Genomic DNA, 16,427 nt, shown 5'->3' with positions numbered 1-16,427 from the left:
GGACTGTTCTGCTGGCTTGGCAGACGCCGCTGACCTCGGCGAGGCCCTCCTTTTGACCTTGTCTGGGAGAACCCGCTCCTGGTGGGGCCGCTGCGGATAGGGTCGGAGCAGCTCGTGCCAGCATGGGTGTACAGGCCCGGTGCCCAGAGCGCTCTGGGGGCAGTACCACCGGGCTGTACCAGTTCCAGGAACGGAACCCCGTCCACCAGGAATTCCAGAACAGAGGGCGTTTCACCCCGGCCTTGCCCCCCCCGCAGGAGTGGGGAGCCACGCGAAATTCGATCGAATGCATGCCGGTCACAGTAGCTGGTGTCCGGTCCGGCGTTCGGGCGCGCAAGCGGTCCGCCGAGTTGAGCATCGGCTACTCATGCGGACCACCCGGCAGCCGTGTTCACTGTGACCGGGCGTCGATTCGTACCGGACGCGGAAGACCAGGCAGCAGGGGGAACAGGTCATGCAGGAACCGCCAGCCGAAGTGGGACGCACCCAACGGGTCCAGGTCCATTTCGACGATCTGGATTTTCTGGGAATGGTGCACAACTCGCGCCATGCGCTCTTCGTCGAACGAGCCATCACGGCCTATTGGCAAGGGCAGGGCTGGAGCACGGATCGTGACCGCTCACGGTATCGCGACACCCATCTCGTCGTGCGTGAATTCCTCGTCACATATGAGGAGCCGATTCGAGGCACGGGGGACGTGGGCGTGTGGTTCCGGATATCCCGGCTCGGCCGCACCAGTGTGACGTACGAGTTTCAGGTGAGGTCCGCAGACGGCCGCTGTGTTCATGCTCACGGTTATCGGGTGCAGGTGCGGATCGACCCGGAAACGCTGAAGCCACTCGCCTTCAGCGACGAGCTTCGGGAAACCGCGCGCCGTCTCATGGAGGGGCCGGCCAGGCGGTAAGTCGGTTGCGTGCACAGGCCGGCCACTGGCACGGTGCGGATCTCATCCCTGCCACGAGGTACGCATGACGATCTACTTCTACGGTGCCGAGGAAGTTCCCTACGGCTGCTTCTCCACCTTCTCCGCACACGGCGTGGACCTTGACGGGCACTGGTGGCCGACCACGGAACACTACTTCCAGGCACAGAAGTTCACCGGCACCCGCCACGCCGAACTCATCCGCCGGGCCCGCACCCCGCTGCGCGCGGCGGAGCGCGGCAGCCAAGTTCCGCACGCACGCCGACATCGGCGCGATCCTGCTGGCCACAGGAGACGAAGAGATCGTCGAGGACACCACGTCCGACCACTACTGGGGACGCGGCCGGACGGGGACCGGAAATAACATGCTCGGCCGGATCCTGATGCGTACGCGCCGCCGGCTGCTTGCCGAACAGGGCGAAGCGGATGACGGGCACGTTCGCCGGGGACACCTCAGCCGGCCGTGAGCCGCTCGTCCAGGTCCTGCCCGAAGCGCGTCCGGTACACGCCGTGGACGAGGGCGCCCGGGGACCGGTAGCCGGTGTGCTCCGGGCGGCGGACCTGCTCGTCCCACTGCGTCACCTCCCGCATGAGGGGTGAGGAGCGGCCCAGATACGCCTGTGCGGCGTCCGGCAGTTCCCAGGCACCCTCGACGGTCGAACTCCAGAACGCGCGCCCCTGGCCGACCACCCACATGCAGAGATCCTCGGTACTGTCCTCGGACCAGACGGCTCCGTCGACCGTCACGCCTTCCGAGAAATCGATCAGAGCCTCGGCGGCCTCCAGGTATCCCAGCGCGTAGTCCTCCAGGACGCCTCTCGGCTGCGACTCCAGCCATGACTCGAGGGCGGACAGGCTGGGCCTGGCCGTGTCCAGGACCTCCCAGAACCAGCCGGGGACGTCCTCCATCTCTTTTCTCCTTCCCCATCTCCGTCAACTCATCCTCGCAGGGATCACGGGCGTTCGAGCCATGCGCGTGCCTCCTCCTCCCTGCCGGTCATGCGCAGCAGGACCCCGTAATTGCTCCTCCCGTGGGGACTGCCGCCATGGGCGGCCTGCCTCAGCCACGGTTCGGCGCCAGCGAGGTCACCTCGCTCGGCGAGCAGCACGCCCAGATTGGCAACGGCACTCGCGTGCCCGGAATCAGCAGCCCGGCGGTACCAGCGCTCGGCCTCCGTCACGTCCGAACCTGCCAGACAGACCGCCAGGTTGTACGCGGCAAGGGAGTTGCCTCGGCGGCTCGGCGCCACCAGTACCGTTCGGTGGCGGGGTCGCCGTGGAGGGCGTGGTGGGTGGCGAAGTTGTACATCGCGCGCGGGTCGCCGCCCTCCGCGGCACGTTCGTACCAGGCGAGTGCGGCTTGGCTGTCGCCCCGGTCGGCGTGGAGGACCGCGAGTCCGAACGCCGCCTCCGCATCGCCCTCGTCGGCAGCGCGGCGGTACCAGGGGCCAGGCGTCCTCGTCGTCCCCGCGACTGAACATCGCATCGGCCAGGGCCACCATGGACCGGACGTGGCCGGCCTCGGCCGCGCGGTGCCACCACGACTCGGCCTCGGCGGAGTCGTCCCGGTGGCGGCAGAGCAGGAGGCCCAGGTTATACATCCCGCTCGGATGGCCGCTCCGTGCGGCACACAGGTACGCGTGTTCGGCCTCGTCGACGCGGTCCTGCCGCATGAGCTCGGTGCCGAGCCGGTTCATGGCGTCACCGTCTCCCGCTGCCGCTGCCGCTGCCGCTTCCGCTTCCGCGTTCGTGTCGCCGTTCGGTGCCTTGTCCACCGGTTCAGCCTTCGTGAATGAGCGGGTGCGCGGGTGCGCGGGTGGTCCGGTGCCGGGGTGGCCGGGCCGCGGCCCCGGACGGTGCCCGTGTCACAACGGAAGGAAGTCCAGGTAGACGAGCCTCTCATGGCCGTCGAGGTGCTCCTCGGCCTCCGTCAGCCGCAGCCGCCGCGGCGAGTCCCCGTAGGGCCCGTCCGGCAGCGGGACCGTGCCGGTCCACGTGGTGTTCGCCGCCGGGCCGGTGGCCGTGAGCGTGGTGTGGGCGCTGCTGATCTCCGCCCAGCGCAGATGGGGGTCCGGGAACGTGGGCGCGGCCTGTTCCACCAGTGCCCGGATCGTCGGCCGTGCGGTACCCGCCGACGTGGCGGTGTAGGCCGGTCCGGTGACCGTCACGGTGAGTACGTTGCCCGAGGCCACCACGGTGGCGGTCCGTTCCGGGCTGAGCTGTGCCATCGGGGCCTGGACGGTCTTGGACACCCACAGGCCGTCCAGCGACTCCGGCTGGTACCGCACCAGTGCCAGCCGCAGGAAGGGGAACCAGGACGCGGGTGACTGCCCTGCGGCGGTGCGCAGTTCGATGTCGCAGTACCAGAGGTCGCGTGCGGGGTCGAAGGACACGTCGTGACCGGCGACCGTCACCGTCGCACCGGGGTCCTCGGCCGGCGCCAGGCTCCTGGAAGCGGTGGCCCGGGGGAACGCGTTGCTGCGCGGCCACGGTGCGACGGTGGTCGAGACGGACGACGGGTCGGTTCCCAGCGTAGTGAGGTAGGGGTGCAGCGCCTCCGCCGGATCCGCGGTGCCCGACGCGGTCACGACACCGAGCCGTTCCCCGGGGCCGGACGACCACCAGGGCCGTTCCAGGTACACCCGGACGGCGTTGCCCCGGCGCCGGCTCGCTCCCGCGGCCGGCCGGTCCCAGTGGAACAGCGGGACGACCTGCCGTACGACCGGCGGGGCGGGGCGCGCCGAGCTCCGGACGTGCCGGACCTCCGGTGCGGACTCGCGGTGGATGCCGGGCGCCACCGCGCTGACGACGAGTTCGGCGTCGTCCGCCGGACCGCCGTGGGACGTGCGCGTGAGCAGTCGGGTGGCCGCGTCGTACACGTAGTCCCCGGTCGCGGTGTCCGCGTCGGAGCTGCCGGGTGGCGCGGGTGTCAGCAGCCTTCCCGTGGCGGTGTCACGGACCTTCACGGTCGTCGCCTCGCAGGGGCCGAGGGTCGCCTTGCCGCGGTCGAGCCGGATCGTCGTCTCCTCCCGGAAGTGCTCGGTGTAGCGGCTGGTGGCCAGGGCCGTGTACGTGATGACGCGGTGCCGGGTGTCGTCCAGTTCGTGCGCGGCGTCGACGGTGATCTCGTCCGGCCCGGGGTCGGGGTCGGGCTGCCGCGTCACCCGCGCGGTGAGCGGGGTGGCCTTGAACGTCCGGGAGGTCACCGGATCGGCGGTGCCCGGCCCGTCGTCCACGGGGTGTTCCCACGTGGCGAGCAGGTCGAGCGTGCCGGTGGATCGCCGGTCGAGCAGGATGGCGCCGCCGAGCCGCACGGCGGTCCCCCCGGCCGGCCGGTCCGCGGCGGTCAGGTGCTTGGGATCGGGCCGTTGCAGCGGGGTACGGACGGCGTGCACCGCGGTGAGGCGGGTCGCGGGGGTCAGCAAGGGGTGGCGGCCACCGGTGGCCGCCTCGCGCACGGCGTCGAGGGAGACGCGCCGACCCGGGTTCGGGGAAGCGTTCCGGGCGGTCACCCAGTCCTCGATCCACTGCCACACGCCCATGGCCGCGAGGTCTTCGGCGGCGAACTTCGACGTGAGCCTCAGCGGGTACTCGTGACCGGGGGCGAGCCGCAGTTCGAGGGTGCGGCCGCTCCACGCCCATCCCGGGGCGGCGGCGCGCACCACCCGGAGCCGGAAGGACCGCGATTGCGGCCAGGTGCCGAGCGCGTCCGCCGTCAGTGTGGTCGTGGTACCCGGAAGGCCGCGGACCAGGAACTGCCGGGCCAGCGGATCGGGCAGGTAGGGCACGTCCAAGCGGTCGGTGTCGAAGTACCAGGAGTCCTCGTAGGGTTCGGACTCCCGGTGGGCCGCCGGCAGGTCCTCCAGCCGTGCCGCGTCCCGCTGGGCGAGCACGGCGTACAGGTCCGGCCGCAGTGGGTGCCCCGCGGTGTCCGCGTCCAGCAGGCCGTGCTGCTCGGCCAGCATCTGGGAGGCGCGCGGCGGCATCACATGGCGTTCGGACGGCGCGGCCGTGGTGTCGTCACCGTCCTCGCTGCGGATCACCACCCGGCGTACGGCCTCCCCCGGTGTGTGCGGGGTCCGCAGCAGGACCTGCGGGCCAGGTACGGGTTCGAAGCGCCGGTACACGACGCCGTCCGTCCGCAGTTCCGGCTCGTTGGGGAACAGCTCTTCCTCGGTGAAGGCCGTGCTGTCGCCGGCGAGATCCACGCTTCGGGCCCGGAAGCGGTACGCGTGCCCGAAGCGCAGCCGGGGCAGGCTCCCGCCCGGCACGGTGAACTGCGCGGTGACGGGGAAGTCGGGATCCTCGGCCGGTTTCGTGGCGGCGAGGGTGCCGTCGGCCCGGAGGGAGCGGCCGACCCGGTCGACCGCCAGGCTCCAGCCGTTCCACCGCATCAGCGGTTCGCCCAGGTACAGATCGGTGTCGCCGTCCTCGCCCGAGGTGGTCGGTGCCACGGTGACCTGCCCTTCCTCGGTCACCGTGACCGTCAGTCCGTCACGGCGGAAGACGTACGCGCCGTCCCGGTTCATGAGCGACCGCCACGACGTGCCGGCCGAGTCGTGGACGTCCCAGCGCTCCCCGCGGACGAGGTCCTCCGCATAGAGGTCGAGTACGGCGGCGCGCGGGGCGCCGTCCCTGCCGTACGCGGTGGCGTCGGCGCCGGCCGCCCGGTCCAGCAGGTCCACCAGCGCTGCGGCCCGGCCCCGTCTGGCCACCGACAGCCCGGCCGACCGCAGCGCGGGCAGGGCGAACCGGTCGGCTCCGGCGAGGCTGCGCTTGCCGCGCGGGCCGCCCCTGACGATCCGTGAACGTGTGACCGTGTCGGCGAACTGGCGGGCCAGCAAGGCGCCGCCGTCGGGGTCGACCGGTACGACCAGGAAGCGGTCGTCGCGGCCGACCCGCAGCATTCCGTGGGCGGTGTCGCCGGCCGCGGCGTCGCGCGGCACGGCCTCGAAGCGGTTCCCCCCGATCCGGCAGCGGGTGCGGGGCAGGACGTCGACCCGGACCCCGCCGGAAGGCAGCTTCGGCGACCAGGTGACCTCCAGGGCCGCCCAGGTCTCACGGGACGCCCCGGTCAGCAGGGAGCGGACGGCCGGGTCGCTCGCCTCGAACTCGACCACCAGGCCCAGCATCCGCTGCAGTCGGCGGTACTCGCGCGTGGCCGCGACCGCCTCGTGGAAGTCCAGGCGCCGGCGGGCCTGGGGGGCCAGGGCACCCGAGCCCGGCTTCCTGCCGCGCCGGTGGAAGCGGTCCACCTGGAGGAAGGCCCGCGCCAAGCCGTCGGCGGAGTCCGCCTGCGAGGGGTCGTAGCCGATCGCCCGGTGCCGTACGAGCGCTTCCTCCAGCGCGGTGACGGTCGCATCGAGCCGCCCGTGACCGCTCTTGCGGTGGCTGTCGACTGTCACCTCCTCGAAGCCGATGGGGCCGAAGCCGCTCCCCGCGGCGAGGTCCTCGTACGTCGGCGCCTCTTCGGGGGACAGGGCGCCGAACCGCCCCCAGCGATCGGCGAGGAAGGCGAGCACGTGGCTGACGGGGTAGGAGCGGACGAGGCGGCCGGTGTGGTTCTGGAAGGCGTGCCCGTGGACGGTGGTGCCGGGGCTGAAGAGCGCTGCCCACCGGGCGCTGTCCGGAGCCGACACCAGGCGTACAGGCGTGGCACCGGTCTCGGGCAGGTGCAGGCGAAAGGCGGCGCCGGCCAGGGTCGCCGGCCAGTCCGTCCAGTCGGGGAAGCGGGCGAGGGTGCTGTCCTCCCCGTCGGTGCGCAGTCGTGGTGCGATGTGAACGGCGAAGGCGGCGCCGCCGGATCCGGCTCCGCGCGGCAGCACGGTCCACATGACGCTCTGTCTGGGCATGGTCAGGCTCCCACGGGTGCGAAGGCGGTGCAGTACGAGGTCCAGTCCTGTTGCCCGTAGGCATCGCGGAAGCCGTGTCCGGCGGCGGCCGCGGCGACTGCGGTGGACGGTGCCGGCTGCGACGGCGACCGCCGCGCGGACCCGGCCGACACGCGCGAGGCGCGCGCGCCGGTGGTGCTCCCGGCTCCGCCGCCGGCCAGTTCCCGCCGCACGTGGAAACTGACCGAGGTCTCGAAGAGGCAGAGGTCGATCGAGAACGTCACACTGGCCTCGCCGACCAGTCGGTCGGGGCCCGAGTAGTAGGTGAGGGCGAGGTAGCAGTCCAGTGACGCGGAGACCAGGCCGAGCACCTCGACCTTGCCGCCGAGCCGGATGTAGGCGGAGAGTTCGACCTCCTGGCCCGTGCCGTCGCCGACCGCGACCGTGCGGACGCCGAAGTAGATGCCGAACTTGGCTTCGACGTGGCCCGAGACCACGCCGGCCACGTCGAAGGCGGTACCCGCGCCGGCCTCCAAGGCGACTTCGAGGCTTTCCACCCCGTCGGCGCCCGCCTCCAGCGCGAAGAAGCCACCGCCGCCCAGGAAGGAGACGGTGAGGCCGAAGGGTGCGTCACGGCTGTTCAGTGCGAACCGCAACCGCACCGGTGACCCGTCGAAGGGCAGGTACAGCCCCGCGAACAGGGTCATGGAGTCGAGGGCGAAGACGCCGAAGGACAACGAAGGCAGGGCGAGGGACAGTTCGGCCTGTATCTGCGGGCCGACGACGGCCACCGACAGCGGCGACGCCGGGCCGCCGCCCGCGGGAGGGGTGTCGGCAGCCGCCGCGCGGGCCGGGAAGAGCGGCTTGCGGGCCGCCTCCCTCGACGCGCGCGAGGAGGTACCGCCGGCGGCGGGTGATGTGCCGGGTGTGCCCGGTCCCGACAGCCGGCAGAGCCGGGCCACCTCTTCCAGGTACTTCAGCGGGCCGTGGAAGGACACCGCTCCCAGCTCACAGTCGATGTCGGCCTTCTGGCCCTTGGCCGCGGTGAAGCGCAGCGACCTGATCCCGACGGTGACGAAATGGGCCGCGCCCGAGTCCCCCCAGATGTTGAGCGACACGTCGCTGAGTTCGCCCCGGACGGAGTAGGTGGCGTCCAGCGGCGGCAGCAGCCGGACGACCGACACCGCCTCGATGTCGAGCCTGCCGTGGGCGCCGGGCACGAACATGCCGAGCGATCCCGGACCCGCCTTCAGTCGGGGGCTCCACGTCAGCCGCGCTTCGGCCCGCTCCGGTCGGCGGACCCCGTCCACGACCTGGTGGAACTCCTCGGAGACCACCGTGAGCGCCTGTTCGGCGTTGGCGGCGCCGTCGGCCGGCGCCCGCAGGACGTCCTGGAGTCTGATCCCGCCGAGGATCCTGGCGTCGAGCGCGTCGAACATCCGAGCCGGATCGAACCGCTCGCGGGCGGCCTGCGCCAGGTCTCCGGCGACGGGGCCGAACTTCCGGGACAGGCCGTCGAGGACCAGCCCTGGCGTGGCGATGCCGCCGCTCTTGTCGGCCGCGAACTCCAGGGCCTGGGCCGTGGCGCCTTCCGCCTTGGCCAGGTAGACGCCGGCGCTGTTCCGCGCCGAGCCGAATCCGTCGCGGAGGTAGTCAGGGAAGTAGGCCAGGACCGCCTCCTGCGGGTTCTCGGCCAGGGCGCGGAGCGCGCCCGGCAGTGCGGCAGTGATACGGGCCACGGCGGGGAAGGCGGGCACGCCGGTGGTGGCGGGGTCCGCGGCCGTGACGGCGAATGTCAGGGTCCCCACCGCCAGGCTGGTGTCCCCCGGCTCGGCGGCGGCGGCCAGGGCCAGCATCGGGCCGCCGATCCGGCCGAGCCGGGAGGCATCCGTCGGTGCCGTCGTGGTGTTGTACTGCCGGGCGACCGCCGTTCGGAAGGCGCTGTCCGCCGCGCCCCGCTCGTTGACGAAGACCACCGGGGCGGTGAACGGGACCCTCCTGCCTTCCCAGTCCACCCCGACGAAGTCCAGGGGCAGCGGCACGGAACCGGACTTCGCCAGGAAGGCGAACGCCCGGTCGGAGCCCGCGGCCGGAGGGGCCGAGGACGGGACGTAGCCGTCCCCCGCCGGGGAGTCCAGGCCGGTGGTGGTGCGGGTGAGCGCCCGGATCCGGCGGAACGGCAGGGCCCGGCCCCCGGCCGGGGTGTGCGGGTCCGCGGCGAAGTCGCGCTCCGCCTGGAGAACCACCAGGAAGACGCGCGTCCGCAAGTACCCGCCGACGGCGCCGCCGTCGTCACGCGCGATCTCCCGCTCGGTCACCTGCACGAACGCCGCACGGTGGCCGAAGGGCAGGAGGTAGCCGTGCTGGACGACGCGCACCTTCTGGTCGCGGCCCTGGGTGAGCAGGTGCGACCACTCGGCGAGGCCGGAGGTGAATCCGCTGCCCGTGGTGTCCCAGGCGCCGTGCGCGTCCAGGGTGGCGCCGAGCGCGGAGAGTGACAGGGCATCGGCCTCGATCGGCGCGGGCAGTGCGGAGAGCGGCGAGGCGAGGGAGAAGTCGGACGACAGCCGCACCAGGTCGTACCGGTTGCGCGGTGACAGGGACGAGGGAAAGGTGCCGGAGTCGGGCACCGCGCCGGGAGAGGCGAGCCAGCCGGGGAACCGCGGGTCCGTCATCCACACGGCGCGCACCACCTGTGACGCGCCGGTCTCGGCCGCCACCCAGCGCTCTCGGTCCTCGTCGTACGTGCGGGTGCCCAGCCGGGTGTGCCACAACTCCGTCCAGCCGCTGGGCGATTCGGGGACGGCGGCGGCTTCCGCATGGCACCATCCACCGCCGCTGTCCGGCGACACGATCACTCCGTAGGGCACTTCCAGCGCCGTCTCCCCGCTCGTGGGAGCACGCAGGATCCCGATGAAGTCGCCGGTAACCGCGCGTCTCTGGGCGTTGGGGACGAGTCTCGGGCCGAAGCCGGCCCAGCCCAGCAGGGCTTCGGTGGTGTAGGGCAGCGGCAGGTGGTCGCTCACGTCGAAGGCGAGGCGGCTCGCGCCACCCCACTCCAGCCGGACCGGTGCCTGGCCCAGCGGCCCGGGGTCGGGGAAGGCCTGCTCCTGGGCGGCCTGGGGGCCGAAGTCCACGACGAGGTAGGCGGGCTGGTCCGCCATCGCCTTGGTGAGCTGGGGTGCTGCCGGGTCGGCGATGAGCAGGTTGACCAAGGAGATGCGCAGATTGAGCATGTCGTCGCGGCGCCGCAGGTACGTGGTTCGTACGGGCAGCTCGACGGATCGGGCGGCGGGGCCGGCGAGGAGTCCGGCCCCGCCGGCCACGGCGGCACCGATGACGACGCCGGCTGCGCCGGACATTCGCAGGAACAGCCGGCGGGGCACGGCCCGGTGCGGCGGCGGGTGGGCAGGCACGGTCACCTTCCGTTCTCCGAGTGCCCCGCAGGTCCGTCCGTCGGTCCGGGGCGCATGGGGAGAGCGTGGTGTCCTTCGGTGAAGCGTTCGAGAGTAGCGGGTACTCATGCCGCTCCTCAGGAGGAGGCGGCCTCGGTCAGCACGCGTGCGATCAGTGACAGCCCTCGTTCCAGATCGGGCGCCGGAAGATGGGTGTATCCCAGCACCAACCGGGCGGGGGACGGTGAGGTGGTGCCGCCGGGCGGGCCCGGTGACGGCGGCGATGACGGTACGAGGACGCCGCGGCGCCGCAGCTCACGGGTCACGGTCCGGCCGCAGACCGCCGGTGGCAGCACGAGGACCGCGGGCAGACCGGCCGCCGTACGGGTCAGCACGCCGGCGTCGCCGAGCCCGCCCAGCACTCGCCGGACGGTATCCCGCTTGCGCCGGTACAGCGGGGCCATCCGGCGCCCGTGCCGGGCCAGGTGGCCCTCGTCGACGAGGTGGCGCACCGCTTGCTGGACGATCGGCGGAGGAGGCTCGTTGACCTGCTGGAGGAGACTGCGGCTTACGCCCAGGGACGCCGAGAGGATGACGTAGTCCACCTGCAGTGTCGGGTCGAGCAGTCTGCTCAGCGAACCGAGGTACATCGCCGGGGCGTTCCGGGCTCCCATGGACCACAGGCTCGGCGGCGGGGCCTCGTTGCGGAAGTCGCCGTAGAGGTCGTGTTCGAGGAGCACCCCGCCGCTGCGCCGGGCCCAGGCCAGCCACTGTCGTCGCCGGGCCTGCGACATGGACGCGCCGAGTGGCTGGTGGTCCGGATCGACTGCGAGATGGCGTACGGAGTCCGGCACTCCGGTGGCCAGCAGCCCTTCCTCGTCGGCCGCTGCGGGGGACAGCGCCACGGCGCCGCCGAACGCCCCCCGGATCTCGCCCCAGGTCGGCCCGCCGCACGCCAGACCGCCGTCCCGCGCCGCGATCACGTGGGCGGCGCAGCGGGCCGCTGCCTGGGTGCCTGCGGCGATGACGACCTGGTCGGCCTCGCAGACGATGCCGCGGCTGTCCCGGACGTACGCGGCGACCGCCCGTCTGAGGCCCGCCTCGCCGAGCGGGTCCTGCACGGGGGGAGGCGGCCGGTGGCCGGCTCGCCGCCATGCCGCCCGCCATGCGGGGAGGGGGAAGTGCTCGGTGCCCCGCCGCCCGGGGGTGAAGTCGATGACGCGCTCCGCGTCGGCCGCCCGGCGGACGGGGACCGCGGCGGGCGCCCCGGCCGTGGGTGACGGACGGTTCACGTAGGTGCCGGACCCCTGGCCGGTCCGGATGTGGCCGGCCGCCGCGAGCCTCTCGTAGGCGGCGACCGCAACGGACCGCGAGACCTTCAGCGAGTCCGAGAGGGTCCGGGTGGACGGCAGCCGGGCACCCGCGGGCAGGACGCCGTCCCGGATCAGGGCGCGGATCCCGTCGGTGATCTGGTCGCGCAGCGGACCGGGCCGGCCGGGGTCGACCGAGATCGGGAGGTTGATGGGTTCGCTGGTACGCATGGTCCTCTTGCATCGCAGGTAGGGGCGCGGCCGGACCGCCGCCGTCAGCGGGCCGGGGTGGCCGGTGGGGTGGGGCGGCTCCATGTCGGCGCGCACCGTGCCTCGTTGGTAGTCGGCCCGGCTCCGCGCGGCGTGAGTAGCGCGTACTCCACCTGACTCCCCCGTCACGGGCACTCCGGCGAGGGACGTGGTGCTGTGCAGCGGACCGCGGGTACCGGTTCCCGCGGCTGCGCGGCGGGCCGCTGGAACTGGTCCGGTGGAATCCGGCCTGAAGTGGTACGGCCTGGCCGGAATCCATTGGCCAGAGTCGGCCCGTGTACCCGGCCCGCACGGGCCGGCTCCGACCGGAAGGATCCAGGTGCAACCACCCTTGTTCGTCCTGCCGCATGAACGCCGGGCGGCCCGGACGATTCGTTCGCTTCGACGGCTGGGCAGCGCCTGCGCCGTCGGCGGCCTGCTCGTGGCCACCGTGGCCGGTACCGGTGCGGTGGCCCGCGCGGACCCCCCGGCGGGCCCGCGGCCGACGGCGTCCGCCGGGCCGGGGTGCTCGCTGCCCTCGGACGGCGAGTTCGCCAGTTGTGTTCAGGTACAGGCGTCGCTCGCGAAGTCCCCGGCGGTGGGCGAGACGGTCGATGTGCGCGTCGAGGTGCTGGCGCAGTTCACCAGGGAGGCGGTGCAGGTCCAGGTCGACCTCCCGGAGAACCTGGCGTGGGAGTCGCTGCCGACGGGGATGCGGGAGGTCTCCGGCGCGAAGGCCTACGGGCAGGTGCTGCACCGAGCCGGCGGTGGCATCACGCTCTCGGCGGACCGGCCGGTGGTGTTGACCGGTAAGGTGAGGGCAACGTCCACGGGCCGGGCGCAGATCCGGGCCCGGGTGACTGCGGGAGACCTGCTGGGCGAGGCCGCGGAGACCCTGGTGCAGGCGACGGTCACGGCGGCGGGGGCGGCGCCGACGGCGGCCGCCCCCCACCACGCCGTGCGCGCGGCCACCCGGAAGGCCGCCGCGGGGGTGGCACCGCAGAAGGCCGGACTGGGCCGGAAGGCACAGCGGTTCGCCCCGGTCGCGCAGGACCCGCCCGCGTCGCGGGCGGCGAGGGCCGGGGGAACCGCGGACGGCGGGCCGGGTCCGGGCAGGGCCTGCGTCTCCGGCGGCTGGGAGTACCTCGCCAGGAACGGCAGCTCGCACGCGAGCATGAACGTCGAGGTGAAGGCGTTCGACGTGGATGCCTCCGGCGAGTCCCTGCTGGCCGTCGGGGTCACCGACCAGGAGGGCAACTACGAGCTGTGCTTCCCCGCCGTGGAAGAGGACGGCAGCGGGCAGGACGTCGTCCTCGCCTACCTCACCGAGAACAACCTGTGGGCGCTCAGGCAGACGGGGTCGACGGAGACGGGCACGGGGACGGGGACGACCTCGACCCCCGGTGACCGTGTCTTCGAATGGGGGAGCGAGGTCTTCGGGAACGTCACCGCCGGGCTGAACGTGGGGGTGAGGAGGCCGGCCGAGCCCACGGACAACCTTGCTCTGGAGACGTTCGACGCGGTCAACGACGTGGCGCTGTGGAGGACGGCGGCCGGCTGCTGGGACGAGAAGGACACGGTCTGCCAGCAGATCGTCCTGCACTGGTCCGCGGCGTCCACCGAGGGCACGCTGTACTCGTTCCGGGACAACGCGGTCCACCTCAACAGCGTTCGCGGCGGCGAGCGGATGACCGTCGCCCACGAGATGGCCCACGCCATCATGGACATGTCGTACCGGCTGCACGACGAGGTCGCCGACCACTCGGACCCCATGGAGGGGCTGGGCAGCGGGTGCGCGAACCCGCACTACGCGGAGGACGCCTCGACCTTCGGCTGCGCCTGGCTCGAGGGTTTCGCGGACTGGGTTGCGCTGAGCGTCTACCAGGTGCACGACTACTGCATCCAGAGCGGCTGCATAGCGTTGGAGACACCCACCTGGGCCACGCCCGGCTGGAACGAGGGCATGACGGTGGAGGGCCGTGTGGCGGCCGCGCTGCACGACCTGGAGGACGCCGCGAACGAGAAGTACTGGGACCGGACCTCCGAAGGCCCGGCCGCCATCTGGCACACGATGCAGCATCACGTCAACGTCTCCTTCCCGGCGTTCTGGGAGTCGCGTAGGAGCGACGGGTACCCCACCACGACGAGTTCCGTGCTGGCGACGCTGTTCCAGAACACCATCGACCTGGGCTTCCGCGACCCGCTGACCTCCGATGTCCCGGTCTACCGGCCGCACCCGGCCACGGCGCACAACTTCCGGTTCGACACCGTCCGGCACGGGTGGTCCGTGATGGCCGTCCGGCCGGCCGGCACCGACTACGACCTGCGGCTGTTCGACGACAGCATGCAGGCGACCAGCCTGGGCGAGAGCAACATGGCGGGGCCGTCCGAGGTCGACTTCGTCGCCGTCGACTCCAGTTCCGGTCGCCGCGCGCTCGGCGACTACTACCCGCGGGTGCCGTCACCGGGGCCGGGCACGACCGCGTACCGGGCCGAGTTTGCCGAGGCGCCCGCAGATCCGCTCGTACGCGAGGTGCCCCGCACGGTGTCCATGGCACCGGACGACGTCGCCGCCGTGTTCAACGTCGCGCTGACGGGTGAGCGGGTGCGGCTCACGCTGACCCCGGAGAACTCCACCCAGGACGGGGAGCTCTACGTGATGTGCTCGACCGCGGACGCGACCACGTGGGTGGCGAACCGGGCGCACCACGTGGCCCGGGCGAACGCCTCGGGACGCGGCGGGACCGAGACGGTCACCTTCGAGGCGACGGGCAGTTGCGCCGTCGTCGTGATCAACAGGGCCGGGAAGGGCAAGTACCGGACCCTCCTCCACGTCGTCGCTCCGATCTCGTAGGCGGACCGGCGAAGGACGACCCCCGGGGCATGGAACTCCTCCCAGTCCCGAAGCATCGACCAACGGAAGGTCACCCATGGAATCCACATCGATCAACCACGTCGACATCTCCCTCGAAGACGCCGCGGCGAGCCCGTCTTCCGGGCTCCTCGCCACCGCACGGGAGGTCGGGTCGGCAGCCGTGCTGGGCGCCGGGACGATCGGCGCCAACCACAACGAGATAGTGATGGCCGACCACGGCGAGATCACTCTCCAGCCGCCTACCGCCTGATGCGCACGGGTACGTCACCGAGCGTCGGCGGCCGGTCTTCCGATGAAGGCGCGGCAGCGTACGCGCTGTCAGGAGTCCGCCGCTCGGGGCGTACCCGCGCCGTGGGGAGTCGTTGATGGCAAGGCCTTGGAGCGCAGCTATCCGATTCGCGCACCATCGGCGCCGTGGTCACCCCCTCGGCCTCCCTCCCGCCGCCCTCGTGGTTCTCGCCGCCGAGTTCATATCCACCGTGGGCTCGGGGATGACCTTTCCGTATCTGGTCGTCTACCTCCACGAGATCGGCGGTATGTCCGACGGGGAGGTGGGATCGGCGCTGGTCATACGTGCCCTGGCAGCCGTGCTGGGCGCCGTGGCCGGCGGGGCGTTGTGCGATCGTTTCGGACCGGCCCGCACCACAGTGGGCGTTGCGGCGATCGCCGCGTCCGCGGCGGTGCTCATGGCGGGCAACCACACGAGCGCCCTGCAGGGCGTGGCCGGTGCGATCGTCTCCACTGCCGCGGGGGCTGCCCTGGTGCCCGCACTCGACACCCTCCTTGCCGTGGCGGCGCCGACCGGCGCCAGGAACAAGGCGTTCTCCTGGCGGAACACCTGTGTGAACCTCGGAGCGATGGCCGGCGTGACCGGTGCGTCGATCACGCTGGAGGTCCTGGGTGTCCGCGCGGGCCTGCGATGGGTGTACCTCGCCGATGCCGCCTCCTATCTCCTCCTGGCGGTGCTCATCAAGCGGGTGGCTTCCCGGTATCGGGCGGGTGGACGTGCTCCAAGGCCGCCGCTTCCGGATCCGGCGCGGAGCGACGCCGTGAAAGCGCCGGGATACGGTGCGGTCGTCCGAGATCCGGCCATGCGCCGCCTGTTCGTTCTCGTGCTGCTCATCGTGGCGGCCGGATTCACGCAGTTCCAGGTCGGTCTGTCCACGGTCACCTTCGAGACGCATCAGGTGAACGTCCTCGGATGGATCTTCGCCGTCAACATGCTGGTCATTGCCGCTCTCCAGGTACCGGCACAGAGAATCCTGGTGGACTTCCCCCATGCACACGTACTCGCCGGTGCGGTCGTCTGTATGTCCTTGGCGTGGGCCGTGGTGGCTGCCACCCCGGTCCCCGGGGCGCTGAGTCTGTTCCTGGCCGCAGCGCTTTTCGCGCTCGGCGAGGTCGCTTACACCCCGGTCATGGCAACCCTCGTCAACGACCTCGCACCGAGCGGACTCGGCGGGCGGTACAACGGAGCGCATGCCCTCGCCTGGACCGTCGGGTTCGCTGTCGGGGCCGCGGCCACGGGGACGCTCCTGGGAGGCAGCTCCGGGCAGCTGTTCTTCGCCGCGTCAGCCCTCGTTCTCGGCCTTGCGGCACTGGGCGCCCTAAGACTGGGGCGGCTCGGGAACTTCCCGGGGCCGGCACACGGGGAACGGCCGCACTAGATGACCGGCGACGACGGGTCCCGAGGGTGCCGAGCTATGGCCGAAGCCCGACGGGCGCTGAAGGCAGGAGGGCCCGAGCGAGCGGAGCAGCTGCTCCGGGCGGCGCTGAGAGCCGGAGCGCCCGCCCGCGGAACTGCCGATCGGCTCCACGCGTACGTGTTGTTGGCGCATGCCTGGC

At 72.3% G+C, this 16,427-nt stretch carries 10 protein-coding genes and 1 pseudogene; 5 read left to right on the top strand and 6 right to left on the bottom strand.

Features of this window, described 5'->3' with window-relative positions:
- The first annotated feature begins 454 nt into the window (after nucleotides 1-454).
- Both ACIQZO_RS22215 and ACIQZO_RS22210 read left to right on the top strand, forming a co-directional pair.
- Complete coding sequence (locus ACIQZO_RS22215) at nucleotides 455-904, top strand: acyl-CoA thioesterase (protein WP_403628583.1); 450 nt, start codon at nucleotides 455-457, stop codon at nucleotides 902-904.
- A 64-nt stretch (nucleotides 905-968) separates the two neighbouring features.
- A pseudogene (locus ACIQZO_RS22210) lies at nucleotides 969-1,389 on the top strand (NADAR family protein).
- Here ACIQZO_RS22210 and ACIQZO_RS22205 read toward each other — a convergent pair.
- From ACIQZO_RS22205 to ACIQZO_RS22180, 6 genes are all read right to left on the bottom strand, one after another.
- Complete coding sequence (locus ACIQZO_RS22205) at nucleotides 1,376-1,831, bottom strand: hypothetical protein (protein WP_403628581.1); 456 nt, start codon at nucleotides 1,829-1,831, stop codon at nucleotides 1,376-1,378. The pseudogene ACIQZO_RS22210 and the gene ACIQZO_RS22205 overlap by 14 nt on opposite strands.
- A gap of 44 nt (nucleotides 1,832-1,875) precedes the next feature.
- Nucleotides 1,876-2,103 (bottom strand): tetratricopeptide repeat protein, encoded by a 228-nt coding sequence (locus ACIQZO_RS22200; RefSeq protein ID WP_403628577.1) that lies wholly within the window; start codon nucleotides 2,101-2,103, stop codon nucleotides 1,876-1,878.
- The gene (locus ACIQZO_RS22195; RefSeq protein ID WP_403628574.1) at nucleotides 2,100-2,408 is read right to left on the bottom strand and encodes a hypothetical protein; all 309 of its coding nucleotides are present in this window, start codon (nucleotides 2,406-2,408) and stop codon (nucleotides 2,100-2,102) included. Before ACIQZO_RS22195 ends, ACIQZO_RS22200 begins: the two co-directional genes overlap by 4 nt.
- A 379-nt stretch (nucleotides 2,409-2,787) precedes the next feature.
- Entirely contained in the window at nucleotides 2,788-6,774 is a 3,987-nt protein-coding gene (locus ACIQZO_RS22190) for a hypothetical protein (protein ID WP_403628572.1), read from the bottom strand.
- 2 nt (nucleotides 6,775-6,776) lie between these two features.
- On the bottom strand, nucleotides 6,777-10,175 hold the full coding sequence (locus ACIQZO_RS22185; protein WP_403628569.1) for a hypothetical protein: 3,399 nt from the start codon (nucleotides 10,173-10,175) through the stop codon (nucleotides 6,777-6,779).
- A 110-nt stretch (nucleotides 10,176-10,285) separates the two neighbouring features.
- Nucleotides 10,286-11,785, bottom strand: a complete 1,500-nt coding sequence (locus ACIQZO_RS22180) for a PLP-dependent aminotransferase family protein (protein ID WP_403628567.1) — start codon at nucleotides 11,783-11,785, stop codon at nucleotides 10,286-10,288.
- Between the two features lie 262 nt (nucleotides 11,786-12,047).
- Here ACIQZO_RS22180 and ACIQZO_RS22175 point away from each other — a divergent pair, with 262 nt between their 5' ends.
- The 3 genes from ACIQZO_RS22175 to ACIQZO_RS22165 all read left to right on the top strand — a co-directional run bounded on the left by ACIQZO_RS22175 (nucleotide 12,048) and on the right by ACIQZO_RS22165 (nucleotide 16,249).
- Complete coding sequence (locus ACIQZO_RS22175) at nucleotides 12,048-14,561, top strand: hypothetical protein (protein WP_403628564.1); 2,514 nt, start codon at nucleotides 12,048-12,050, stop codon at nucleotides 14,559-14,561.
- A 76-nt stretch (nucleotides 14,562-14,637) separates the two neighbouring features.
- Complete coding sequence (locus ACIQZO_RS22170) at nucleotides 14,638-14,832, top strand: hypothetical protein (protein WP_403628561.1); 195 nt, start codon at nucleotides 14,638-14,640, stop codon at nucleotides 14,830-14,832.
- 115 nt (nucleotides 14,833-14,947) lie between these two features.
- The gene (locus tag ACIQZO_RS22165) at nucleotides 14,948-16,249 is read left to right on the top strand and encodes an MFS transporter (protein WP_403628559.1); all 1,302 of its coding nucleotides are present in this window, start codon (nucleotides 14,948-14,950) and stop codon (nucleotides 16,247-16,249) included.
- The last annotated feature ends 178 nt before the right edge of the window (nucleotides 16,250-16,427 follow it).

This window comes from Streptomyces sp. NPDC097617 (assembly GCF_044761485.1).
Classification (GTDB): Bacteria; Actinomycetota; Actinomycetes; order Streptomycetales; family Streptomycetaceae; genus Streptomyces.
This window is presented reverse-complemented; position numbering and strand designations above follow the sequence as displayed.

Bases quoted from the DNA above. Each gene is read 5' to 3' on its own strand.
- ACIQZO_RS22215 (WP_403628583.1), top strand. From the start codon at position 455: ATGCAGGAACCGCCAGCCGAAGTGGGACGCACCCAACGGGTCCAGGTC.
- ACIQZO_RS22165 (WP_403628559.1), top strand. From the start codon at position 14,948: ATGGCAAGGCCTTGGAGCGCAGCTATCCGATTCGCGCACCATCGGCGC.
- ACIQZO_RS22205 (WP_403628581.1), bottom strand. From the start codon at position 1,831: ATGGAGGACGTCCCCGGCTGGTTCTGGGAGGTCCTGGACACGGCCAGG.
- ACIQZO_RS22195 (WP_403628574.1), bottom strand. From the start codon at position 2,408: ATGCGATGTTCAGTCGCGGGGACGACGAGGACGCCTGGCCCCTGGTAC.
- ACIQZO_RS22170 (WP_403628561.1), top strand. From the start codon at position 14,638: ATGGAATCCACATCGATCAACCACGTCGACATCTCCCTCGAAGACGCC.
- ACIQZO_RS22190 (WP_403628572.1), bottom strand. From the start codon at position 6,774: ATGCCCAGACAGAGCGTCATGTGGACCGTGCTGCCGCGCGGAGCCGGA.